General features: G+C 62.2%; 19 protein-coding genes. 11 read left to right on the top strand and 8 right to left on the bottom strand.

What is annotated here, in order from left to right:
- Positions 1–30 precede the first annotated feature (30 nt).
- Complete coding sequence (arcD, locus tag AC515T_RS06190; RefSeq protein ID WP_496531810.1) at positions 31–1,458, bottom strand: arginine-ornithine antiporter; 1,428 nt, start codon at positions 1,456–1,458, stop codon at positions 31–33.
- A 431-nt stretch (positions 1,459–1,889) separates the two neighbouring features.
- Here arcD (AC515T_RS06190) and arcD (AC515T_RS06195) point away from each other — a divergent pair, with 431 nt between their 5' ends.
- Positions 1,890–3,317, top strand: a complete 1,428-nt coding sequence (gene arcD, locus AC515T_RS06195) for an arginine-ornithine antiporter (protein ID WP_496531811.1) — start codon at positions 1,890–1,892, stop codon at positions 3,315–3,317.
- A gap of 190 nt (positions 3,318–3,507) precedes the next feature.
- On the opposite strand, the gene AC515T_RS06200 is transcribed toward arcD (AC515T_RS06195), so the two are convergent.
- The 7 genes from AC515T_RS06200 to gap all read right to left on the bottom strand — a co-directional run bounded on the left by AC515T_RS06200 (position 3,508) and on the right by gap (position 11,715).
- Complete coding sequence (locus AC515T_RS06200) at positions 3,508–4,854, bottom strand: CoA transferase (RefSeq protein WP_496531812.1); 1,347 nt, start codon at positions 4,852–4,854, stop codon at positions 3,508–3,510.
- Positions 4,855–4,888: 34 nt separating this feature from the next.
- A complete protein-coding gene (locus AC515T_RS06205; RefSeq protein ID WP_496531813.1) occupies positions 4,889–5,332 on the bottom strand; it encodes a YbaN family protein in 444 nt (147 codons plus the stop codon).
- Positions 5,333–5,511: 179 nt separating this feature from the next.
- Positions 5,512–6,102: a biliverdin-producing heme oxygenase gene (locus tag AC515T_RS06210; protein WP_496531814.1), complete on the bottom strand. Its 591-nt coding sequence runs from the start codon at positions 6,100–6,102 to the stop codon at positions 5,512–5,514.
- 146 nt (positions 6,103–6,248) lie between these two features.
- Positions 6,249–8,846 (bottom strand): TonB-dependent receptor, encoded by a 2,598-nt coding sequence (locus tag AC515T_RS06215; RefSeq protein WP_496531815.1) that lies wholly within the window; start codon positions 8,844–8,846, stop codon positions 6,249–6,251.
- A gap of 118 nt (positions 8,847–8,964) precedes the next feature.
- Complete coding sequence (locus AC515T_RS06220) at positions 8,965–9,870, bottom strand: FecR family protein (protein WP_496533082.1); 906 nt, start codon at positions 9,868–9,870, stop codon at positions 8,965–8,967.
- 129 nt (positions 9,871–9,999) lie between these two features.
- Positions 10,000–10,512 (bottom strand): RNA polymerase sigma factor, encoded by a 513-nt coding sequence (locus tag AC515T_RS06225; RefSeq protein ID WP_496531816.1) that lies wholly within the window; start codon positions 10,510–10,512, stop codon positions 10,000–10,002.
- 201 nt (positions 10,513–10,713) lie between these two features.
- Positions 10,714–11,715: a type I glyceraldehyde-3-phosphate dehydrogenase gene (gene gap / locus AC515T_RS06230; RefSeq protein WP_047228368.1), complete on the bottom strand. Its 1,002-nt coding sequence runs from the start codon at positions 11,713–11,715 to the stop codon at positions 10,714–10,716.
- Between the two features lie 230 nt (positions 11,716–11,945).
- Between gap and edd the strand changes: the two genes are divergently transcribed.
- The 10 genes from edd to AC515T_RS06280 all read left to right on the top strand — a co-directional run bounded on the left by edd (position 11,946) and on the right by AC515T_RS06280 (position 24,549).
- Positions 11,946–13,772, top strand: a complete 1,827-nt coding sequence (edd, locus tag AC515T_RS06235) for a phosphogluconate dehydratase (protein WP_496531817.1) — start codon at positions 11,946–11,948, stop codon at positions 13,770–13,772.
- Positions 13,769–14,728 (top strand): glucokinase, encoded by a 960-nt coding sequence (locus AC515T_RS06240; protein WP_496531818.1) that lies wholly within the window; start codon positions 13,769–13,771, stop codon positions 14,726–14,728. The genes edd and AC515T_RS06240 overlap by 4 nt, the downstream gene beginning before the upstream one ends.
- A gap of 182 nt (positions 14,729–14,910) precedes the next feature.
- Positions 14,911–15,642 carry a response regulator gene (locus tag AC515T_RS06245; RefSeq protein WP_496531819.1) on the top strand — a complete coding sequence of 244 codons (732 nt, stop codon included), beginning with the start codon at positions 14,911–14,913 and terminating at the stop codon, positions 15,640–15,642.
- Positions 15,632–17,101: an ATP-binding protein gene (locus tag AC515T_RS06250; RefSeq protein WP_496531820.1), complete on the top strand. Its 1,470-nt coding sequence runs from the start codon at positions 15,632–15,634 to the stop codon at positions 17,099–17,101. Before AC515T_RS06245 ends, AC515T_RS06250 begins: the two co-directional genes overlap by 11 nt.
- 229 nt (positions 17,102–17,330) lie before the next feature.
- Positions 17,331–18,590, top strand: a complete 1,260-nt coding sequence (locus AC515T_RS06255; protein WP_496531821.1) for a D-mannose isomerase — start codon at positions 17,331–17,333, stop codon at positions 18,588–18,590.
- 116 nt (positions 18,591–18,706) lie between these two features.
- On the top strand, positions 18,707–20,008 hold the full coding sequence (locus AC515T_RS06260) for an ABC transporter substrate-binding protein (protein WP_496531822.1): 1,302 nt from the start codon (positions 18,707–18,709) through the stop codon (positions 20,006–20,008).
- Positions 20,009–20,160: 152 nt separating this feature from the next.
- The gene (locus AC515T_RS06265) at positions 20,161–21,069 is read left to right on the top strand and encodes a carbohydrate ABC transporter permease (protein WP_003198535.1); all 909 of its coding nucleotides are present in this window, start codon (positions 20,161–20,163) and stop codon (positions 21,067–21,069) included.
- The gene (locus tag AC515T_RS06270; protein ID WP_003198539.1) at positions 21,062–21,907 is read left to right on the top strand and encodes a carbohydrate ABC transporter permease; all 846 of its coding nucleotides are present in this window, start codon (positions 21,062–21,064) and stop codon (positions 21,905–21,907) included. The genes AC515T_RS06265 and AC515T_RS06270 overlap by 8 nt, the downstream gene beginning before the upstream one ends.
- A gap of 2 nt (positions 21,908–21,909) precedes the next feature.
- Positions 21,910–23,070: an ABC transporter ATP-binding protein gene (locus tag AC515T_RS06275; RefSeq protein WP_496531823.1), complete on the top strand. Its 1,161-nt coding sequence runs from the start codon at positions 21,910–21,912 to the stop codon at positions 23,068–23,070.
- A 132-nt stretch (positions 23,071–23,202) separates the two neighbouring features.
- Entirely contained in the window at positions 23,203–24,549 is a 1,347-nt protein-coding gene (locus AC515T_RS06280; protein WP_496531824.1) for a carbohydrate porin, read from the top strand.
- Positions 24,550–24,638 lie beyond the last annotated feature (89 nt).

The following is a 24,638-nucleotide window of genomic DNA, read 5'->3' on the forward strand; positions in this document are numbered from 1 at the left end:
ACACATCCTCCCGTTAAAACAATCAGCCAACTACAAGGTCAGGAAGCCGTCGTAGAGCCCATAGGCCGCCACCAGGGCGCCTACGATCACTGCGGCGAAAATCAGCTTCTCGACAGAGGTGAAAATCGGTTTGCCCGACTCGCGCTTGGCCTTGGCGAACAGAATCGCGCCGGGGGCATAGAGCAGGGCGGAGAGCAGCAGGTACTTGATTCCGCCGGCATACAGCAGCCACACCGCGTAGATCAGGGCGATGGCGCCGATGACCAGGTCCTTGCGGCGCTCGGCCAGGGCGTTTTGATAGGTCTCGCCGCGCACCGCCAGCAGCACGGCGTAGGCCGCCGACCACAGGTACGGCACCAGGATCATCGAGGTGGCGAGGTAGATCAGTGACAGGTAAGTGCTGGCCGAGAACAGGGTGATGACCAAAAACAGCTGGACCATCGCGTTGGTCAGCCACAGGGCGTTGGCCGGTACGTGGTTGGCATTCTCCCGGCGCAGGAACTCGGGCATGGTGTGGTCCTTGGCGGCGGCGAACATGATCTCGGCGCACAGCAGCACCCAGGACAGCAGGGCACCGAGCAGCGAGATGATCAGGCCGACGCTGATCAGCACCGCGCCCCAGTGCCTCACGACATGCTCCAGTACGGCGGCCATGGACGGGTTCTGCAACTTCGCCAGTTCCGGCTGGGTCATGATGCCCAGGGACAGCACGTTCACCAGCACCAGGAACAGCAGCACGGTGATGAAACCGATCACGGTGGCCTTGCCGACGTCGCTGCGTTTTTCGGCGCGGGCGGAAAAAATACTCGCCCCCTCGATGCCGATGAACACCCACACGGTGACCAGCATCATGTGTCGCACCTGGGTCATCACGCTGCCCAGGTCCGGATTTTTCAGGCCCCAGATGTCAGCGGTGAAGATATCGAGCTTGAAGGCGAACACCGCGATCAGCACGAACAGCACCAGCGGCACGACCTTGGCCACGGTGGTGACGAGGTTGATGAACGCGGCTTCCTTGATGCCGCGCAGCACCAGCCAATGCACTGCCCACAACAACACCGAGGCGCCGATTACCGCCGCGACGGTGTTGCCTTCACCAAAGATCGGGAAGAAGTAGCCCAAGGTGCTGAACAGCAACACGAAGTAACCGACGTTGCCCAGCCAGGCACTGATCCAGTACCCCCAGGCGGACGAAAAACCCATGTAGTCGCCGAACCCGGCCTTGGCGTAGGCATACACGCCGCCGTCCAGGTCGGGCTTGCGGTTGGCCAGGGTCTGGAACACAAAGGCCAGGGTCAGCATGCCGACGGCGGTGATGGCCCAGCCGATCAGCACGGCGCCGACGTCTGCACTGGCCGCCATGTTCTGGGGCAGGGAAAAGATTCCGCCGCCGATCATCGAACCCACTACCAAGGCGACCAGCGCACCCAGTCGAAGTTTTCCCGGGGTATCAGACATTTGTAATACTCCAATGCTGGAGAAGAGAGTTAACAGCCTAAGTCGATTTGCAAACCCAATCGCTGATCTGGATCAGTACATGGCAACATTCCATTGTTGATGAGAGACTTAACAACCCTTCTTCGCGTATTGAAGTAAGCGACGAGGCCCATGGCAGAGGCTTCGTACAAGACAGGCGAAATGAATGCCTAACGCCGTGAACACTGACGCTAGTTGGTTTATTTGAGTTGGCAAATTTCTTCAGGTTGTTCTTTAGGTTAATGTCATTAGGCTATGTTCGATGTTTTTTTAGATTAAGTCAGACTAAATCGGGCGAGGGTTAAGATTAATAGGGTTCTATAACGCGTAAATAAATGGTCGGACTTTTTAATTGTCGACGTTATTCACAATGCTTATGACGTCTTATTTATATTTTCAGGGATGAGAAAAAAATGACGCAACCGATGCAGAAGCTACGACTTGGCGCATTGATCGCACTGGTGGTGGGTTCGATGATTGGTGGCGGGATCTTCTCCTTGCCGCAAAACATCGCCGCCCGGGCCGATGTCGGTGCGGTGCTGATCGGTTGGGGCATCACGGCGGTGGGCATGTTGGCGCTGGCCTTCGTGTTCCAGACCTTGGCCAATCGCAAGCCGGAGCTGGACTCGGGGGTGTATGCCTATGCCAAGGCCGGATTCGGCGACTACATGGGATTCTCATCAGCCTGGGGCTACTGGATCAGCGCCTGGCTGGGAAACGTCGGCTACTTCGTCCTGCTGTTCAGCACGTTGGGCTATTTCTTTCCGGTCTTCGGCCAAGGCAACACACCGGTGGCCATTGCTTGTGCCTCGTTGCTGCTGTGGGCGGTGCATTTTTTGGTGCTGCGGGGCATCAAGGAGGCTGCGTTCATCAACCTGGTGACCACCATCGCCAAGGTCGTGCCATTGGTGATGTTCATCGTCATTGCCGCCGTGGCGTTCAAAGCCGAGGTGTTCAGCCGTGACATCTGGGGGGCGATGAATCCGGACCTGGGCAGTGTGATGGATCAGGTGCGCCACATGATGCTGGTCACCGTGTTCGTCTTCATCGGCATCGAAGGGGCCAGTGTGTATTCGGCGCGGGCGCAAAAGCGCACGGATGTGGGGAGGGCGACGGTCATCGGGTTCCTGGGCGTGCTGGCACTGCTCGTGCTGGTGAACGTGTTGTCCCTCGGGGTCATGAGTCAGCCTGAACTGGCGCGGCTGCAAAATCCGTCCCTGGCCGGGGTGTTGGAGCACATTATCGGCCCCTGGGGCGCGTTGCTGATCAGCCTGGGGCTGGTGGTGTCACTGCTTGGTGCGCTGCTGTCCTGGGCGCTGCTGTGCGCGGAAATCCTCTACGCCACTGCCCGGGACAAAACCATGCCGGCATTCCTGGCCCGGGAGAACGCCAATCATGCACCGGTCAACGCGCTGTGGCTGACCAACGGGATGATCCAGATTTTTTTGCTGATCACGCTGTTTTCCGCCGGCACCTATACCAGCCTGATTTACCTCGCCTCATCGATGATCCTGGTGCCGTACCTGTGGTCGGCGGCCTATGCGGTGCTGCTCTGCGCACGGGGCGAAACCTATGGACAGGCCTCGGCCCGGCGCATGAAAGATCTGTGCATCGGCGGCATTGCGCTGTGTTACGCGGTGTGGCTGTTGTATGCCGGCGGGGTGAAATACCTGCTGCTGTCGGCGCTGTTGTATGCGCCGGGGGTCATCCTGTTTGCCCAGGCCAAGCGTGAGCAGGGACTGCCGTTGTTTACGTCTCTGGAAAAGGTGATTTTTGCGGGTGTGGCGGCGGGGGCGGGGTTGGCGGCTTATGGGTTGTACAGTGGGTTTTTGGCGTTGTGAGGCTCTCCGCGTTGTCGAGGCGGACCCTTGTGGCGAGGGAGCTTGCTCCCGCTGGGGCGCGCAGCGACCCCGAAGCCTGACGGCAAGGTGTTTCAAGCTGATGGAGTGTCTTTTGGAGAGGGCTGCTGCGCAGCCCAGCGGGAGCAAGCTCCCTCGCCACAGGGGGACGGTTTTAAACCGGTGGTGAACGTCACCACCGTGCCCGATGCGCACCCAGTTCCGCCGCCGGCAAGGTCCATTGCAGCGGTGTCCCGGTGATTTTCAAGGGCACCTGCAGGCGGTGGGCAGGTCCCCAGGGGGTCTGCTCGACCACCAGTCCCTGATCATCGTCGGCCTCGGCCCGTAATGGGGTTGGGTCTCCCGCGCCACGCTCGATCAACAGCTTCGCCGTGCGCGCCAGTGACAAGCGTGCCGAGCCGCCCTGGCCGGTCGCCAAACGTCGGGTCAATAGCGCAATGACGCTGGCCGCCAGCAGATAGCCGGTGCCATGGTCCAGCGCCTGCACCGGCAGCGGAGTCGGTTTGTCGCTGTGTTTCCAAGCCATGCCGGCTTCGGCGATGCCGCTGCTCATCTGCACTAGGCTGTCGAAGCCGCGCCGGTTTTGCCACGGGCCGCTCCAGCCGTAGGCGTTGAGGCTGACGTCGATCAGGCCCGGGGCCATCTGCCGACGCTGCTCGGCGCCGTAGCCCAGGTGCTCCAAGGCGTCGGCCCGGTAGCCGTGCAGGAGGATGTCGGTGTCCTTGAGCAATGCCTCGAACGCCGCTCGATCATCGGCCCGATGCAAGTCGAGGCGGGCGCAGCGTTTGCCCAAGGTGACTTCCGGGACCACGCCAGGCTCGTTCCAAGTCGGCGGGTCGATGCGCAGCACGTCGGCCCCCAGGCCGGCGAGGAGGCGGCTGGCGACGGGGCCGGCCAGCACGCGGGTCAGGTCCAATACCTTGAGGCCCGCCAGCGGCTGGGTCACGGCGCCGAGCCAGGGCTTGCGCTGCTCCCCAGTCGTTTCACTCAGTTGCACCAGCGGCTCGGCATTGACCGCCAGGCCTTGAGGGTGGGTTTGCCAGGCCTGCCACGAACGCATCTCGGCGGCGCAACCGCCGGCGTCGACCACGGCCTGCTCCAGCTCGGCCTTGTTCCAGCGGGCCACCCTCGCCGCCATGTCGACGCGGTCGGTGCAAGTGCCGAGGACCTTTTCCGCGGCCAGGCGATGATGGGGTGCGTTGGTGTGCAGGCGAATCCAGCCGTCGGCGCTGGCGTAGTCGCCGGCCACCGGGTCCCACATTGGCGGCACGTTCCAGCCGATGGGGCGCAGGGACGTGGAGAACCAGAACGACGCCAGGCGCCGGTCGACCTCGACGGGTGGCAGGCGGCCGGTTTGCTGGTGGATGAGTGCGGCGGTCGCCTGGCCGGCCACGGCGATGCTGGCGCTGGCCAACTCCGTGACGGCGAATGCCGAGGGCAGGGCGCCTTCTCCGCTGAAGGTGATTGGGGTCGTGGGCAAGCCGAGCGCAGCTTGCATGGACGTGAGCAGATCGGCCATCGAAAGCCCTCCAGTGCGAGAGGGCGATCATAGTTCAAAAATCCGTTGGGGGCCGCTTTGCGGCCCAGCGCGAGCACACTGCCTCGCCACTTGCGCCCTGCACCTGTTCCGGGCGCGACCAGATCCACAGGTTGCCCAGGCCCATGCCCGTGAGCGCCAGGTAGACCGGCCAGCGCTGGTCGAGCATCACCAGCATCAGCCCGGCACACAGCAGCATGCTGGCGGTGGCACTGACCTTGGCCCGGCGCGGGATGACCTTGCCGTTGCGCCAGTTGTGCAGCATCGGCCCGAACAGCCGATGGTTCTCCAGCCACGCGCTCAGGCGCGGCGAACTGCGGGTCGCGGCCCAGGCGGCCAGCAGGATGAATTCGGTGGTCGGCAGGCCGGGCACGACGATGGCGACCAGGCCGATGGCCAGGCTGGTGTAGGCGAGCAGGGCGAAGAGCCGTTGGGTGAGTTTTGAGGGTGTGCGGCTCATGTATTTCTATCCGACATGCACTTTCCACTGCGGGAGCGAGCTTGCTCGCGATGGCGGTGTGTCAGGCGCATGAAGGGCGACTGGTCTGGCGTCATCGCGAGCAAGCTCGCTCCCACAGGGGTTCCTGGGGGGCAGCAAGTTATGTATCCACCATAAATCCCAGTGGGAGGCAGTGCCCGTCAGGCCAGCTCGGCCGCATAGGCCTGTTCCAGCAGCACCGTGAAGCGATTGAAGGCGTCCAGCGCGCCTTTGTCCGCCTCGGCTTCCTGCTGTTCGGTAAAGGCCAGGCCGTCGAGGGTGCGGGTGAAGGTTTTCCAGCCTTCGGCGCGTCCGCCGGCAGGTTCCGCCAAGTGCCGGGCGCCGAAGGTTTCGCTCAGCCCCAGGCCCACGGCACGCTTGATCAGGAACGCGGCACCGAGTTTGGAACCTTCGGAGACGAACAGCCAGCCCAGGGCTTCGGCCTGGGTTGGGTTGTTCACCGCACCGGCCACCGGCGCGGGGACTTCGGTGTCCAGGTCGGCGAGATCCGCCTTGGCGGCGTCGGCCCGGCAACGGGCCGGCAGGTCGGGAATCAGGGCGGACAGCTCGGCGTCGTTGTACATCGCCACCAGTTCCGACTGGAACAGGTACTGGGCGACAACGAAACGGGCGAAGCTGGCCGGGGTTTCGAACGGGGCGTGGGCCTTGACCAGCGCGTCGAGCTTGCTGTGGGGCTCGTGGGTGATCTGGTTCAGGCGTTGGGAGCGGGAAGTGGCGCGTTGTGAGGTCATGAAAAATTCCTTCGAATGAGAATGTGTGGCGAGGGAGCTTGCTCCCGCTCGGTTGCGCAGCGACCGCAAGTTCTTGGGACTGCTGCGCAGTCCAGCGGGAGCAAGCTCCCTCGCCACAGGACATTTGGCTTGCCGAAAAATCTTTGTCAGATATCCCAGATCAGATTCACCGCGAAGTTACGCCCAGGCGCCGTCAGGCGATCGAGGTTGGCGGGGCTCAGCACTGCCGCTTCGCCGACACTGTCGTAGCCGCGCACGTCATCCCACAGCCAGTACTTCTTGTCGGTGAGGTTGTAGAAGCCGCCGCTGACGGTCACGTCGCCGGTCACCTTGTAGAAACCCGTCAGGTCGAGGATGCCGAAGCCTGGCGTTTTGAACTGGCTGCTCACGCCATCGGGCGAGTTGAAGTTGCTGTCGTCGACGCGGTCCTTTTTCTTGACCAGGGTCCAACTGAGCAAGGTGCCGAACTGCTCCTGGTCGTAGCCCAGGCCAAACACGCCAGTGAGCGGGTTGACGCTGTTGAGCGGCTCGCCCGTGTCGTTGTTGCGACCATAGAGGTAGGCCACCGAGCCTTGGGTGTAGAGGCCCTTTGGCGCGCCCAGCACGTCCAGGTCCAGGCGTCCCTTGGCTTCGACACCCTTGATGGTGGCGTGCTTGATGTTGTTGCTCTGGAAGGTCAACTGGTTGGCGCCGGGGGTGATGGCGTCCTCGTTGATGAAGTCGCGGTACTTGTTGTAGAACACCGCCACGTCGAACGAACCGGAATCGAAACGGCCGCGCAGGCCGGTCTCGTAGCCCTGGCTTTTTTCCGGCTCCAGGTCGGGGTTGGGCTCCACGCTATAGCCGGCGCCGGGGTTGTCGAAACGACCGTACAGGGCCTTGGCGGTCGGGGTGCGGAAACCTTCGGCGTACTGGCCGTACCAGGTGTACTGGTCGGTCAGGGCATAGGTCACGCCGAATTTCGGCGAGACGCGGTGCCAGGTCTTGTTCTTGTCGCTGACTTGACCGCCACTGGTGGGGTCCACGGTGTTGAGGAACTCCTCGGTCAGGTGCGGCTTGAGCTGGGTGTAGTCGTAGCGCAGGCCGGGCGTGAAGGTCCATTTGTCCCAACTGATCTGGTCCTGGGCGAACAGGGCGTAGCTGTTGATGGTCGGGTCCGGGAAATCACTGGCTTTTGCCAACACGTCCCGGGTGCTGATGGCGCCCACCGCGGAGCAACCGACGCCGACCGCCAGGCACACGCCATTGCCGCTGCGCGAGCCGGTGACTTTCTGCTGCTTGATCGTGGTGCCATAGGTCAGCGCGTGATCGGTGTCGGCGATGCTGAAGGCCTTGTCCAGTTGCGCATCGAAGACCCACTGTTTTTCTTCGTAGAGGGTATCCCGGGTGCGCAGCACCTGGCGGGTGATCGGGAAGTAGAACTCGGCGGTGCTCTGGTCGGTCTTGGCGACCTGGTGGTTCAGGCTCCACTTGACGTGATCGGCCAGCAAGCTGTCGAGGGCGAAGCTGTGCTCCAGGCCGAAACGCTCGCGGGTGATGGTGTCGTTGCCGGTGCGCCACTGGTACATGCCGCCGGGCAGCACAAAGTTGGGGATCGCCGGCTGGCCGTTGGCGTAGGGGCCGCCGTAGGCGCTTTTCAGGTCGGTGTCGCGGTCGTCCTTGTATTTCTCGTAGACCAGGCCAAGGCGTGCGTCATCACTGTAATTCCAGCCCAGCTTGGCCAGCACGTTGTTGGCGCGCACGTCTTCCGGGTTGGCGGCGGTGCGGTCCAGGCCGGTGCCGTTATGGCTGCCGTAGGATTCGGTTTCGTGACCGTCACGCTGGCTGTAGTGCAGCAGACCGTCGAAGGGGCCGCTGCGGCCGGCGACGGTGGCGGACTTGAGCCAGCTCTCGTCGGCGGAGCTGTAGCCGGTCTTCAGGCGCGCGCCAACGTCCTCGCCCGGCTTGATGATGTCGTCCGGGTCAAGGGTGAAGTAGCTGACGGCACCGCCAATGGCGTTGCTGCCGTACAGCACCGAGGCCGGGCCGCGGAGGATTTCCACGCGCTTGATGATTTCCGGGTCGACGTAATTGCGCTGGGTCTTGGCGTAGGGGCCGTTGAAGAAACCGCCGGGCACTTCCACGCCGTCGACCTGGGTCAGGATCCGGTTGCCGTCGATGCCGCGAATGTTATAGCCGCTGATGCCACCGCGCTGGCCCGCACCGCCCACCGACACGCCCGGTTCATAGCGCACCAGGTCCTTGAGGGTATTGACGTTGTTGCGGTCCAGTTCCTGGCGGTCGTGGACGGTGACCGTGCTCGGGACGCTGGTGATGTCCTGTTCCTGGCGGGTGGCGCTGATGGTCACCTGTTGCAACTCCAGCGCGCTGCCGCTGCTTTGCTTTTCCAGGACGATGCTGTTGTCGCCCAGTTTGCGGTAGCCCAGGTGGGTCCCCGCCAACAGGCGCTCCAGGGCTTTTTCCGGCGGCAGCGAGCCGTTCACCCCGGGCGACGCGACGCCTTCGGCCAGTTCCGCCGGCATGCCGACTTGCCAGCCGGTGACGGCGGTGAAGGCATTCAAGGCCGAGACCAGCGGCTGTCGGGCGATGGCAAAGGTGTAGTCGCCCATGTTGCGGGCTGGGGATTGTACGGTATTGGCGGCCAGGGCGAGCGGCGCGGTGCCGGCCATCAGGATGGCGGCGGTGAGCAGTGACAGCGTGCAAGAGGGGGCAACAAGAAACCGGCAAGTAAGGCGAGAGGACATCGATAGCGCTCCGTGTCGCATCTGTTATAGGTGCAGATCGCATCGCTGGATGCGAATCAATTGCATTGGCTATAACGAGACGAACCAGCGGAGCCTATCGAGTAAAAATAATTCTCATTTAGTTCAAGATCACCAGCGCCGGGAACTCCTGAAGCCGCGCCGAGGTGATATGGGCCAGGGAGCGGACCACGTCCAACGGCTGATCGAGGCGGTAATTGCCGGTCACCGCGACATTGGCCAACTGTTCGTTACTGTTGATGATCCAGCCGGGGTAGTAGCGGCGCAGCTCGGCCAGTACCTGGCTCAGCGGCCGGTTCTCGAACACCAGCCGCCCCTGGACCCAGGCCAGGTCCGTGTTGGCATCGAGCCGGGCCGGGCGGTCGAAGCCGTTGGGGCCGATGCGGATGCTTTCCCCGGCCGACAGCCGCACGTGGGTGTCGTTGCGGTTGGCCCGCAGGTCCACATCACCGCGCTGCACTTGGACCTGGGCCACGCCGTCGAGGTAACGCACGGCGAACGTGGTGTCGCTGACGCTGGCGGTGACCGGGCCGGCATCGATTTCCAGGGGCAGGGTGCGGTTGCCCGGCACTTCGAAGAAGGCCTCGCCTTTGTACAAGCGGGCCACATGCCGTTGTTCGTTGAACGTGCTGGAGAACGCCGAGTCGGTGTTGAGCAGGACCTTGGAGCCATCCTCCAATTGCAGGCGCTGGCGCTCACCGACCACCGTCAGGTGATCGGCCTGGAAATGCAGGGGCAGGTCGCTGAAGTTGAACAGGCCGAGAAACACCACGGCGGCGGTGGCCAGGGGTTTCCAGTGGGCGCGAAGGCGCGACAGCGCGGTGACCTTGGGCGCGGTTTCAAGTCGGCGGGCACTCTCCATCACCTGTGGGCCGTTCCAGATCGCCTGGGCCCGAGCGAACGCCTCGCCGTGACGTGGATCGGCCGCCAGCCAGGCCTGGAACTGCCGCGTCTGTTCCTCGCTGGGGCTGTCCAGCAGAATCAGCCAGTCCAGCGCCTGCTCCATGGCATGGGCGGTTTCCGGCGTCGGCGCAGGAGAAGGGGGAATGTCCGTCACGGTGAGTTCTCGTATTAGCGGCCAGCACAAGCTACAAGCCGCAGGCAGTAGGAGGCAAGCCTGCACGCAGCTTGAAGTTTATAGGCTGCGTTCAGCCACACCCACACAGATCGCCATGATCAGTTTCAGTTCCTTTTGCACCGTGCTCAGGGACACGTCCAGCCGTTCGGCGATTGCCTGGTAACGGTAGCCATGCAGGCGGCTGAGGATGAAGATCTGCTGTTGTCGCGGGCTCAGGGCCTGCAGGCTGACGTCCAGGCGCTCGAGCAGTTGTTGGGCATGGGCGGCGTCCTCGGCACTGCTCTGGAGAGCGGCGACGTTATGGACGACCTCCAGCGGTACGTCATCCAGCAGGGTTCGGGACTGGATGCGCCGGGCACGCAGATGATCCAGCGCCAGGTTGCGGGCGGTCTGGAAAACAAAGGGTTCGAGGTGCTCGACCGTGCGTTCGGCCAATGCGCGGGTGACGCGCAGGTAGGTTTCCTGAAGCAGGTCTTCGGCGGTACTGGGGTTGCTGACCATGCGCTCGAGGGTACGCAGCAGCGGCGTGCGCTGGGCGAGGAAGACGTGATGAAAGCGCGATTGACTCACGGTAGGGCCCGATCCGGTTTGAGTTGATGATAATGCTTATCATCTACGTTGCGGGTCAAGCCTTCATTTCACCAGCGTTGAAACCCTGTGGGAGCGAGCTTGCTCGCGATGACGGAGTGCCAGTCGCCATTGATGTTGGCTGATACACCGCTATCGCGAGCAAGCTCGCTCCCACAGAAAAGCTCAAGACTGCCGTGTCGGTTACTCGGCGTTACACAATGCCAGGCAGTTATCCAGCATGCGGTTGGAGAAGCCCCATTCGTTGTCATACCAGGCCAGTACCTTGAGCAGCTTGCCGCTGGCCTTGGTGTGGTTGGCGTCGAAGATCGACGACAGCGGGTTGTGGTTGAAATCGCTGGAGACCAGCGGCAGGGTGTTGTAGCCGAGGATCTTCGAATGCTGGCTGGCCTGGCGCAGCAGTTCGTTGACTTCTTCGGCCGACGCTTCGCGCTTGAGCTGCACGGTGAGGTCGACCAGGGACACGTTGATCACCGGTACGCGCACCGCCATGCCGGTCAGCTTGCCGGCCAGTTCCGGCAGCACCAGGCCCACCGCTTCGGCGGCGCCGGTCTTGCTCGGGATCATGTTCTGGGTGGCCGAACGGGCGCGGTACGGGTCGCTGTGGTAGACGTCGGTCAGGTTCTGGTCGTTGGTGTAGGCATGGATGGTGGTCATCAGACCGCTTTCGATGCCCAACTCGCGGTGCAGCACCTGGGCCACCGGGGCCAGGCAGTTGGTGGTGCACGACGCGTTGGAGATGATCTGGTGGGACTGGCGCAGGATATCGTGGTTCACGCCGTACACGACGGTGGCATCGGCGCCCTTGGCCGGGGCCGAGATGATCACCTTGCGGGCGCCGGCGCTGATGTGCGCGGCGGCCTTGGCACGGTCGGTAAACAGGCCGGTGCATTCGAACACGACGTCGATCTTCTCGGCCGCCCAAGGCAGTTCGGCCGGGTTGCGGATGGCGCTGACCGAGATGCGGTCGCCATTGACCGTCAGGCTTTCGTGGTCGTGCTGGACGTCGGCATCGAAGGTGCCATGCACGGTGTCGAACTTGAGCAGATGGGCATTGATGGCACTGTCGCCCAGGTCGTTGATGGCGACGATCTGCAGGTCGCGACGATAGCCTTGGGTATACAGTGCACGGAGGACGTTGCGGCCGATGCGGCCAAAACCATTGATTGCGATTCGAAGAGTCATTAACTGCGCCGCCGTCGATTTGTTGTTGGAATTACAAGATTATTCGCATAAAAATAGAAAACAAGCCTTTTTAATGGCAATATTTTGTTTTATCTACAACGAGTGACCTGAATCAACTGGTCCGAATGGTCAAAAACCGTCTGTCGCCTCGCCTTCCACACAGCGTGGGGCGGGCTTTTGACCAGCATAGACAATCAGGTCGCCACACCCGTTAGCCTGGAGTTCTACACATGCATCCCCGCGTTCTTGAGGTCACCGAACGGCTTATCGCCCGCAGCCGCGCCACGCGTGAGGCTTACCTTGCATTGATCCGTGGTGCTGCCAGCGACGGGCCGATGCGCGGCAAGCTGCAATGCGCCAACTTCGCTCACGGCGTGGCGGGTTGCGGCACCGAAGACAAGCACCACCTGCGGATGATGAACGCCGCCAACATCGCCATCGTGTCGTCCTATAACGACATGCTCTCGGCCCACCAGCCCTACGAAACCTTCCCGGAACAGATCAAGAAAGCCCTGCGCGAGATCGGCTCGGTCGGCCAGTTCGCCGGTGGCACGCCGGCGATGTGCGATGGCGTGACCCAGGGCGAGGCGGGGATGGAACTGAGCCTGCCGAGCCGCGAAGTGATCGCGCTCTCCACGGCGGTGGCGCTGTCCCACAACATGTTCGACGGCGCACTGATGCTCGGCATCTGCGACAAGATCGTCCCGGGCCTGATGATGGGCGCGCTGCGCTTCGGTCATTTGCCGACGATCTTCGTGCCCGGCGGGCCGATGGTCTCGGGCATTTCCAACAAGGAAAAAGCCGACGTGCGCCAGCGCTACGCCGAAGGCAAGGCCACCCGCGAAGAGCTGTTGGAATCGGAGATGAAGTCCTACCACAGCCCCGGCACCTGCACCTTCTACGGCACCGCCAACACCAACCAGTTGCTGATGGAAGTAATGGGTCTGCACCTGCCGGGCGCCTCGTTCGTCAACCCGAACACGCCACTGCGCGATGCCCTGACCCGTGAAGCGGCGTTTCAGGTGACGCGCCTGACCAAGCAAAGCGGCAACTTCATGCCTATCGGCGAAATTGTCGACGAGCGCTCGCTGGTCAACTCCATCGTCGCGTTGCACGCCACCGGCGGCTCCACCAACCACACCCTGCACATGCCGGCTATCGCCATGGCGGCGGGTATCCAGCTGACCTGGCAGGACATGGCCGACCTCTCCGAGGTGGTGCCGACCCTGAGCCACGTCTACCCGAACGGCAAGGCCGACATCAACCACTTCCAGGCGGCCGGCGGCATGTCGTTCCTGATCCGTGAGTTGCTTGAAGCCGGTTTGCTTCACGAAAACGTCAACACCGTGCTCGGTCACGGCCTGAGCCGATACACCCAGGAGCCGTTCCTCGAGGATGGCGAGCTGGTGTGGCGCGACGGCCCGATCGAAAGCCTCGACGAAAACATCCTGCGCCCGGTGGCCCGTGCTTTCTCGCCGGAAGGCGGATTGCGGGTGATGGAAGGCAACCTGGGTCGTGGGGTGATGAAGGTCTCGGCCGTGGCCTTGGAAAACCAGATTGTCGAAGCCCCGGCCATGGTCTTCCAGGACCAACAGGACCTGGCGGATGCGTTCAAGGCCGGTCTGCTGGAGAAGGATTTTGTCGCGGTGATGCGCTTCCAGGGCCCGCGCTCCAACGGCATGCCGGAACTGCACAAGATGACGCCATTCCTCGGTGTGTTGCAGGACCGTGGCTTCAAAGTGGCGCTGGTGACCGACGGGCGCATGTCTGGTGCGTCGGGGAAAATCCCGGCGGCCATTCATGTCAGCCCCGAAGCTTATGTCGGTGGTGCGTTGGCCCGAGTGCAGGAGGGCGATATCATCCGTGTCGATGGCGTCAAAGGCACCTTGGAGTTGAAGGTGGACGCTGAGGAATTCGCCGCGCGCACGCCGGCCAAGGGCCTGTTGGGTAACAACATCGGCACCGGCCGCGAGCTGTTCGGTTTCATGCGCATGGCCTTCAGCTCGGCGGAGCAGGGCGCCAGCGCCTTCACTTCTGCCCTGGAGACGCTTAATTGAAACTGGCTTTGGTCGGTGATATCGGTGGGACCAACGCACGCTTCGCGCTGTGGAAAAACCACACCCTGGAAAACATCCAGGTGCTGGCAACGGCGGACTACGCCTGCCCGGAAGATGCCATTCAGGTGTACCTGAGCGGCATGGGCCTGAAGCCGGGCGCCATCGGTTCGGTGTGCCTGTCGGTAGCCGGCCCGGTGAGCGGCGATGAGTTTCGCTTTACCAATAATCACTGGCGCCTGAGCAACTTGGCGTTCTGCCAGACCCTGCAGGTGGAGAAGCTGTTGCTGGTCAACGATTTCTCGGCCATGGCCTTGGGCATGACCCGCTTGCGTCCCGATGAGTACCGGGTCGTGTGCGAGGGCACCCCGGAGCCGATGCGGCCGGCGGTGGTGATCGGGCCGGGCACCGGGCTGGGTGTCGGTACGCTGCTGGATCTGGGGGAGGGCCGTTTCGCGGCGTTGCCGGGGGAAGGTGGCCATGTCGACCTGCCCATGAGTAGCCCGCGGGAAACCCAGCTGTGGCAGCACATCTACAACGAGATCGGCCACGTCAGCGCCGAAACCGCCTTGAGCGGCAGCGGTCTGCCGCGGGTGTACCGGGCCATTTGCGCCGTGGACGGCCATGTGCCGGTACTCGATACCCCCGAGTCCATCACCGCGGCCGGCCTGGCTGGCGACCCCATCGCCCTGGAAGTGCTCGAGCAATTCTGCCGCTGGTTGGGACGCGTGGCCGGCAACAACGTGTTGACGCTGGGCGGACGTGGTGGCGTCTACATCGTCGGTGGCGTGGTCCCGCGCTTTGCCGACTTCTTCCTCGAAAGCGGTTTCGCCCGCTGCTTCGCCGACAAGGGCTGCATGAGCGATTACTTCAAGGGCATTCCAGTCTGGCTGGTGACCGCGCCATACTCCGGCCTGATGGGCGCGGGCGTGGCGTTGGAGCAATCGACCCCCGTTTAAAGTTGAAATGTGGTCTCCTGTGGGAGCGGGCTTGCTCGCGAAGGCGGTGTGTCAGACAACGGAAATGTTGAATGACACGCCGCCTTCGCGAGCAAGCCCGCTCCCACAGTGGTTTAGCGGTGTTTGTAGTCCTCATCCATCAGGCATAATCGCCCCCAATCCAAACAACAAGGACGAGGCCCGTGAGTTCAGTAAACAAATCGATTTTGTTGGTCGACGACGACCAGGAGATTCGCGAACTGCTGGACACCTACCTCAGCCGTGCGGGGTTCCATGTACGGACCACGCCCGACGGTGCCGGGTTTCGCCAGGCGTTTAACGATGCGCCGAGCGACCTGGTGATCCTCGATGTGATGCTGCCCGATGAAGACGGCTTCAGCCTTTGCCGCTGGGTTCGCCAGCACCCACGTCAGGCCCATGTGCCGATCATCATGCTCACCGCCAGTTCCGACGAGGCCGACCGGGTCATTGGTCTTGAGCTGGGCGCCGATGATTACCTGGGCAAGCCTTTCAGCCCGCGTGAATTGCAGGCGCGTATCAAGGCGCTGCTGCGCCGGGCGCAATTCGGCCAGGAACGTTCCGGCGGTGAAGTGCTGGCCTTCGATGAATGGCGGCTGGACATGGTCAGCCATCGGCTGTTCCACGCCGACGGTGAAGAAGTGATTCTCTCCGGTGCCGACTTCGCCCTGCTCAAGCTGTTTCTCGATCATCCCCAGGAAATCCTCGACCGTGACACCATCGGCAATGCGACCCGTGGCCGTGAACTGATGCCCCTGGACCGGATCGTCGACATGGCGGTCAGTCGCCTGCGCCAGCGCCTGCGTGACACCGACAAACCGCCGCGGCTGATTCGCACGGTGCGTGGCAGCGGTTATCAACTGGCGGCCAGTGTGGTTGCCAGCAATGGTCATTGACTGGATCAGGAAAGTCGCCCGGCGGGTACCGGTACCACGCTCGCTGCTGGGCCGGATGCTGCTGCTGACCTTGCTGGTGGTGTTGTTCGCCCAGACCCTGTCCAGCCTGATCTGGGTTTCGCAACTGCGCGCCACCCAACTCGAAGGCCTGGTCACCAGCGCCCGCAGCCTGGCCCATTCGATGAACGCCAGTGTCAGTTATTTGCGCTCGCTGCCGGTGGCTTACCGGCCGCTGGTGCTCGACCAGTTGCGCAGCATGGGCGGCACGCGGTTTGTCGTCACCCTCAACGACAAACCCCTGGGCATGGACGTGCTGCCGGTCACGCCGCGCAAGCTGGCGGTGCTCAAGGCGGTGGACGAGGTGCTGCGCCAATCCCTGGGCAGTAGCGCCGACATCTCCGTGCAGTTTGTCAGCCCCGATGACCTGCGGATTTTCAACGCCGGGCTCAAGCTCGACGAACTGCCCCGTTCGTGGGCCCACTACGCCTTGACCCTCGAACCGGTGAACCCGCCGGTGCTGGTCACGCAGATCCAGATGGCGCCGGGGGAATGGTTGTACATCGCCTCGCTGCTGCCCGAACCCTACACCAGCCTCGAAGAACAGGACCTGCCCAAGCAACAGGTCGGTTTCATCGTGCTCACCAGCAGCCTGTTGTTGCTGTTCATCGGTTTGCTGGTGCACTGGCAGAGTCGCCCCCTCAAGCGTCTGGCCCGGGCTGCGCGGGACATGTCCCTGGGCGCCGAAGTGGAACCGGTGGCCGAGGGCGGTGGCAGCGAAGTGGTGGAAGTGGGGCGAGCGTTCAATGCCATGCGCGAGCGCATCAGCCGTTACCTGACGGAACGCAGCCAGTTGTTCAGCGCGATTTCCCACGATTTGCGCACACCGATCACTCGATTGCGTCTGCGGGTCGAGCTGCTGGAGGACGAAAACCTGCAAGCCAAGTTCGGCCGTGACCTGGATGAGCTGGAGCTGTTGGTCAAAGGCGCGTTGCAATGCGTCAAGGACACCGACATCCACGAAAACATCGAGCCGGTGGACCTCAACCATGTGCTCGATTGCCTGGTCGAACCTTACCTGGCACCCAACGGCAACGGCCGGGTGACCCAGGATGGCCGGGCGCTGGCGCCGTATCCGGGCAAGCCGCTGGCCCTCAAGCGCTGCATCGGCAACCTCATCGACAATGCCTTGAAATACGGGCAGAACGCCCACCTGCACATCGATGACGATGAAACCGCCTTTATCCTGCACGTTGACGACGAAGGCCCCGGGGTGCCGGAACAGCGCCTGGAGCAAGTCTTCGAACCGCACTTCCGTCTCGCCGGGCAACAGCAGGGTTATGGCCTGGGCCTGGGCATCGCCCGCAACATCGCCCACAGCCATGGCGGCGAGGTGAGCCTGCAGAACCTGCGCGAGGGTGGGTTGCGAGTGACCTTGCAGTTGCCTCGCAGTGTGGATTGATCAGACCGCGTTATCGTTCATCGCGAGCAAGCTCGCTCCCACAGGCGTTTTGTGACCGCCGCAGACCCAGTGTGGGAGCGAGCTTGCTCGCGATGGCGCCAGTAACCTCACCTCATCTCCCAGGTAAATGTCACAAGTTGGTGACATAACTCGCCCCTTTCGTTACCTGCCACCCGCCATCCCTTGTTTAGACTCCCTGCGTCAAAACAACAAAAAAAGGTACCCCTTGATGGACACCTTTCAACCGGCCTTCAGCAGTTGGCTGAATGCCCCTGCCCACCAGCAATGGCTTGCCGATGAAGGCTTGCGGCTGCTGGCGTTCGCCAAGGCCTCGAAGCTGCCGGACGGCTTTGGCAACCTGGATGAGCTTGGGTGCCTGCCGGCCGATGCCCGGGCCGAGACCATGAACACCGCGCGCATGATCCACAGCTTCGCCATGGCCCACATCCAGGGCTTGCCGGGGTTCGCCGAGCTGGTGGACCACGGCATCCAGGCCCTCAATGGCCCTTTGCGCGACGCCGAGCACGGCGGCTGGTTCGCCACGACGCGGCCGGATGAGGACGGTGCCGGCAAGGCGGCCTACCTGCATGCCTTCGTCGCCCTGGCGGCCAGTTCCGCAGTGGTGGCCCAGCGTCCTGGCGCTCCGGCGTTGCTGGACGCAGCGGTGCGGATCATCGATGAGCATTTCTGGTGTGAGGAGGAGGGCGCCCTGCGCGAATCCTTCAATCGCGACTGGAGCGAGGAGGAGGCCTATCGCGGCGCCAACAGCAACATGCACGCCACCGAAGCCTTCCTGGCCCTGGCCGATGCCACCGACGATCCTCGTTGGCTGGTGCGTGCCCTGCGCATTGTCGAACGGGTGATCCACGGCCATGCCGCGGCCAACGATTATCTGGTGGTGGAGCATTTCGACCGCCACTGGCAGCCGTTGCGTGACTACAACCAGGACAATCCCGCCGATGGTTTCCGCCCCTACGGCACCACCCCCGGCCACGGTTTCGAATGGGCGCGGCTGCTGCTGCACCTTGAAGCCGCACGGGTCCAGATCGGCATGCTGACCCCCGGTTGGCTGGCCCAGGACGCGCAAAAACTCTTCGACCAGAACTGCCGCCATGGCTGGGACGTCGATGGCGCGCCGGGCATTGTCTACACCTTGGACTGGGGTAACCGCGCCGTGGTTCGCCACCGCCTGCATTGGGTTCACGCCGAAGCGGCGGCCGCTGCCAGCGCCTTGCTCAAGCGCACCGACGAGGCGAAGTACGAAGCCTGGTACCGGTGCTTCTGGGAGTTCTGTGACAAACATTTCATCGACCGCTGCAATGGCAGCTGGCATCACGAACTCGATCCGCAAAACCGTCCCAGCGCCGATATCTGGCCCGGCAAGCCGGACCTGTACCACGCCTGGCAGGCGGTCCTGATTCCGCGCCTGCCGCTGGCACCGAGCATGGCGTCAGCCCTGGCGCGGTTATCCAGCCCTGCGCCTGTGTAACCATGTCGTGACATTTGCACGTCCCTTCGTTACCTGCGAAGGGATTCCCTCTGATTAGAATCCATGCAGCGCAAGCTCCAGACTTGCATGCATAACAACAAGAAAGGTAATTCTAGATGAATGCGATTTCTCGCCTCGCTACTGTCATTTCTCTTGCTTCCCTGCTTCCCGTCGCAGCCTTCCCTGTCACCACGCTTGCCGCCGAATCCAAAGGTTCCGTGGAAGTCGTCCACTGGTGGACGTCGGGTGGTGAAAAAGCCGCGGTCGATGTGCTCAAGGCCCAGGTAGAGAAAGACGGTTTTACCTGGAAGGACGGCGCTGTCGCCGGCGGTGGCGGTTCCACTGCCATGACCGTGCTCAAGAGCCGTGCCGTGGCCGGCAACCCACCGGGTGTCGCCCAGATCAAGGGCCCGGACATCCAGGAATGGGCGTCTACCGGCCTGCTCGACACCGACATCCTCAAGGACGTCGCCAAGGCCGAAAAGTGGGACAGCCTGCTCGACAAGAAAGTCTCCGACACCGTGAAGTACGAGGGTGACTACGTCGCCGTGCCGGTGAACATCCACCGCGTCAACTGGCTGTGGATCAACCCGGAAGTCTTCAAGAAAGCCGGCATCACCAAGAACCCGACCACCCTCGAAGAATTCTACGCGGCCGGCGACAAGCTCAAGGCCGCGGGCTTTATTCCGCTTGCCCACGGTGGCCAGCCTTGGCAGGACAGCACCGTGTTCGAAGCCGTGGTGCTTTCGGTGATGGGGGCCGATGGCTACAAGAAGGCCCTGGTCGACCTGGACAACAAGGCCCTGACCGGTCCGGAAATGGTCAAGGCGCTGACCGAGCTGAAGAAAGTCGCGACCTACATGGACGCCGACGGCAAGGGCCAGGACTGGAACCTGGAAGCGGCCAAGGTCATCAACGGCAAGGCCGGCATGCAGATCATGGGTGACTGGGCCAAGAGCGAGTGGACCGCGGCGAAGAAAGTCGCCGGCAAGGACTACGAGTGCGTGGCCTTCCCGGGCACCGACAAGGCCTTCACCTACAACATCGACTCCCTGGCGGTGTTCAAGCAGAAGGACGCGGGTACCGCGGCTGGCCAGCAGGATATCGCCAAGATTGTGCTGGGTGAGAACTTCCAGAAGGTCTTCAGCATCAACAAGGGCTCGATCCCAGTGCGCAACGACATGCTGGGCGACATGACCAAGTACGGTTTCGATTCCTGCGCCCAGACCGCAGCCAAGGACTTCCTGGCGGACGCCAAGTCCGGCGGCCTGCAACCGAGCATGGCGCACAACATGGCGACCACGCTGGCGGTACAGGGTGCGTTTTTCGATGTGGTGACCAATTACATCAACGACCCGAAAGCCGACCCGGCTGACGCAGCCAAGAAACTGGGTGCGGCGGTTCAGTCGGCCAAGTAATTAGCGCCGCGGTCCCTTTGTGGGAGCGAGCTTGCTCGCGATGACGGAGTGTCAGCCGGTCAATGAGTCAACTGACAAACCGCTATCGCGAGCAAGCTCGCTCCCACACAGGGAATGTTTTGTAGTCTTTTTCTCTTGTACTGGATCTTCCCATGAGTTCTGTTGCTGTGTTCAGCAAGGCCTCGCCGTTCGATGCATTGCAGCGCTGGCTCCCGAAACTGGTGCTGGCGCCGAGCATGTTCATCGTTCTGGTGGGCTTCTACGGTTATATCCTGTGGACGTTCGTGTTGTCGTTCACCACCTCGACGTTTCTGCCGAACTACAAGTGGGCAGGCCTGGCGCAGTATGCGCGGCTGATGGACAACGACCGCTGGTGGGTGGCGAGCAAGAACCTGGCGCTGTTCGGCGGCCTGTTCATTGGCATCACCCTGGTGATCGGCGTGCTGCTGGCGGTGTTTCTCGACCAGCGCATTCGTCGCGAAGGTTTCATCCGCACCATTTACCTGTACCCGATGGCGCTGTCGATGATCGTCACCGGTACGGCCTGGAAATGGTTGCTCAACCCGGGCATGGGCCTGGACAAATTGTTGCGTGACTGGGGTTGGGAAGGCTTCCGCCTGGACTGGCTGATCGACCCGGACCGCGTGGTGTACTGCCTGGTGATCGCGGCGGTGTGGCAGGCCTCGGGCTTCATCATGGCGATGTTCCTGGCCGGCCTGCGGGGTGTCGATCAATCGATCATCCGTGCCGCGCAGATCGATGGCGCGAGCATGCCGCGCATCTATTGGAAAGTGGTGCTGCCGAGCCTGCGTCCGGTGTTCTTCAGCGCTGTGATGATCCTGGCGCACATCGCGATCAAGAGCTTCGACCTGGTGGCGGCGATGACGGCCGGTGGCCCGGGTTATTCCTCCGACCTGCCGGCGATGTTCATGTATTCCTTCACCTTCAGTCGCGGCCAGATGGGCATGGGCTCGGCCAGTGCAATCCTGATGCTCGGTGCGATCCTCGCAATCATCGTGCCTTACCTGTACTCCGAGCTGAGGACCAAGCGTCATGACTAGTCTCGCTGCCAAACCTTCCATCAGCCTGAGTCGCATCGCGATCTACGCAGTGCTGATCCTCGCCGTGCTGCTTTACCTGGTGCCGTTGGTGGTCATGCTGTTGACCAGCTTCAAGACGCCGGAAGACATCAGCACCGGCAACCTGCTGAGCTGGCCGACCGTGGTCAGCGGCATCGGCTGGGTCAAGGCCTGGGCCACGGTGGACGGCTACTTCTGGAACTCGATCAAGATCACCGTCCCGGCGGTGCTGATCTCCACCGCCATCGGTGCCTTGAACGGCTACGTGTTGTCGATGTGGCGTTTTCGCGGTTCGCAGTTGTTCTTCGGCCTGTTGCTGTTCGGCTGCTTCCTGCCGTTCCAGACCGTCCTGCTGCCAGCCTCGTTCACCCTCGGCAAGATGGGCCTGGCCAGTACCACCACGGGCCTGGTGTTCGTGCACGTGGTCTACGGCCTGGCGTTCACCACGCTGTTCTTCCGTAACTACTACGTGAGCATTCCCGATGCACTGGTGAAGGCGGCGCGACTGGACGGTGCGGGTTTCTTCACCATTTTCCGGCGGATCATCCTGCCGATGTCCACCCCGATCATCATGGTTTGCCTGATCTGGCAGTTCACGCAGATCTGGAACGATTTCCTGTTCGGTGTGGTGTTCTCCAGCGGTGATTCGCAACCCATCACCGTGGCGCTGAACAACCTGGTCAACACCAGCACCGGGGCCAAGGAATACAACGTGGACATGGCGGCGGCGATGATCGCCGGGCTGCCGACCCTGCTGGTCTATGTGGTCGCAGGCAAGTATTTCGTGCGCGGCCTGACGGCCGGCGCAGTCAAGGGGTAATCATGGCAACGCTTGAACTTCGCAACGTAAACAAGACCTATGGTGCCGGCCTGCCGGACACCCTGAAGAACATTGAGTTGTCGATCAAGGACGGTGAGTTCCTGATCCTCGTCGGCCCTTCGGGCTGCGGCAAGTCGACGCTGATGAACTGCATCGCGGGCCTTGAGACCATCACCGGCGGCGCGATCATGATCGGTGACCAGGATGTCAGCGGCATGAGCCCGAAGGATCGCGACATCGCCATGGTGTTCCAGTCCTACGCGCTGTACCCGACCATGAGCGTGCGCGAGAACATCGAGTTCGGCCTGAAAATCCGCAAGATGAACCAGGCGGCCATCGACGAAGAAGTCAATCGCGTGGCCAAGCTGCTGCAGATCGAGCACCTGCTCAATCGCAAGCCCGGCCAGCTTTCCGGCGGCCAGCAACAGCGCGTGGCCATGGGCCGGGCCCTGGCGCGGCGGCCGAAGATCTACCTGTTCGACGAACCGCTGTCCAACCTCGACGCCAAGCTGCGAGTCGAGATGCGCACCGAAATGAAGCTGATGCACCAGCGCTTGAAGACCACCACGGTCTACGTCACCCACGACCAGATCGAAGCCATGACCCTGGGCGACAAAGTGGCGGTGATGAAGGATGGGATCATCCAGCAGTTCGGCACCCCGAAAGACATCTACACCAACCCGACCAACCTGTTCGTGGCGAGCTTCATAGGTTCGCCACCGATGAACTTCATCCCGCTGCGCCTGCAACGCAAGGACGGCCGCCTGCTGGCGCTGCTCGACAGCGGCCAGGCCCGTTGCGAACTGCCGATGGGTATGCAGGACGCCGGCCTGGAAGACCGCGAAGTGATCCTGGGCATGCGCCCGGAGCAGATCATGCTGGCGGGCAGCGAGCCCAATGGCTTGCCGACCATTCGCGCTGAAGTCCAGGTCACCGAGCCTACCGGGCCGGACACCCTGGTATTCGTCAATCTCAACGACACCAAGGTCTGCTGCCGCCTGGCGCCGGACGTGGCACCGCAGCCCGGGGAAACCCTGACGCTGCAATTCGATCCGTCGAAAGTGCTGCTGTTCGACGCCCAGTCCGGCGAACGCCTTGGGGTGGCCGGTCAGCCGCAAACCGATGCCCGGACTGCAAACGTAGCGCAGTTCAAGGGCCGGTGAAGAACAAGTGTGGGAACAAGCTTGCACCCACAGGGAAGGAGTATGCGGTGGATGGGGACATTCGCCGCAATCGTTGTAAACCGCGTTAGATAAAAACAGTTAATAACAATAAATAAAGACGAGGATGTAGGGATGAAAAAGAAAAACAATGCCCAGCTAATCTGCCAGTTGTCAGCCGTTGCGGCGATGATGCTGGCCGGTAGCGCACACGCTGCCGACGCGTTCAGCGCCGATTCGCAGTGGATGACGGGTGACTGGGGTGGCGAGCGGACCAAGCTGATCGAGCAAGGTATCGATATCAAGGCAGACTACGTCGGTGAAATGGGCGCCAACCTGCATGGCGGCTACAACAACGACAAGACGGGGCGTTACTCCGACCAGTTTGGCCTGGGCGTGGCGCTGGACCTGGAAAAACTGTGGGGTTGGGATAACACTCAGGCCAAGATCCAGCTCACCAATCGTAATGGCGAGAACATCTCCAACGACCGTGTTGGCGATCCGCGTGCCGGGACCTTGAGTTCCTCCCAGGAAGTCTACGGTCGTGGCCACATGGTCCGTCTGACCCAGTTGTGGATCAAACACCAGTTCCTCGATAACAAACTGGACGTCAAGGCCGGTTACTTCGGCGAGGGTGAAGACTTCAATACCTTCCCTTGCGAATTCCAGAACCTGGCCTTCTGCGGCTCCCAAGTGGGTAACTGGGCGACCGGTATCTGGTACAACTGGCCGGTCAGCCAGGCCGCTATCCGCGTGAAATACAACATCACGCCTGAGTTCTATGCGCAGATCGGTGCGTACAACCAGAACCCTTCGCAACTGGAGCACGGCAACGGCTTCAAGCTCAGCGGCAGCGGTACCAAGGGCACTGTCATCCCGGTCGAGCTGGTCTGGTCGCCGAAGGTCAACAACCTGCCGGGCGAATACCGTGTTGGCTACTACAAGAGCACGGCCAAGGCTGATGACGTCCGTGAGGACGACAACGGCGACGATGCGGCGACCACCGGTAACGCCTATCGCAGCCACAGCAGCAAGCACGGCTACTGGTTCGTGGCGCAGCAACAGCTCACGACCCACAACGGCGACGCTTCCCGTGGCCTGAACATCGCAGCCAACGCGACCTTCCACGACAAGGACACCAACGTCGTCGATAACTACCAGTCGCTGATGTTCGTGTACAAGGGGCCATTCGACGCGCGTCCTAAAGACGACATCGGCATCGGCTTCGCCCGCATCCATGTCAACGAAGACGTGAAGAAAAACGCTGAGCTGACCAACGCTGCCAATGGTGTGTCTGACTACAACGATCCACTGTTCGCGCCGTTGCGTAGCACTGAGTACAACTACGAGCTCAACTACGGGATCCACGTCACCAACTGGCTGACCGTACGTCCTAACCTGCAATACATCACTCACCCAGGTGGTGTGGATGAAGTCGACAACGCGCTGGTGGCCGGCCTGAAAATTCAGTCGGTGTTCTAACGTTGTTGCGATAAGCTCCTCTCTATGTGCGCATATTTGCGGACGGCCAAGGCTGTCCGCTTTTTTTTGCGGAGTGTGTTTGGCTAGCG

It is taken from the genome of Pseudomonas sp. FSO-7 (assembly GCF_059579345.1).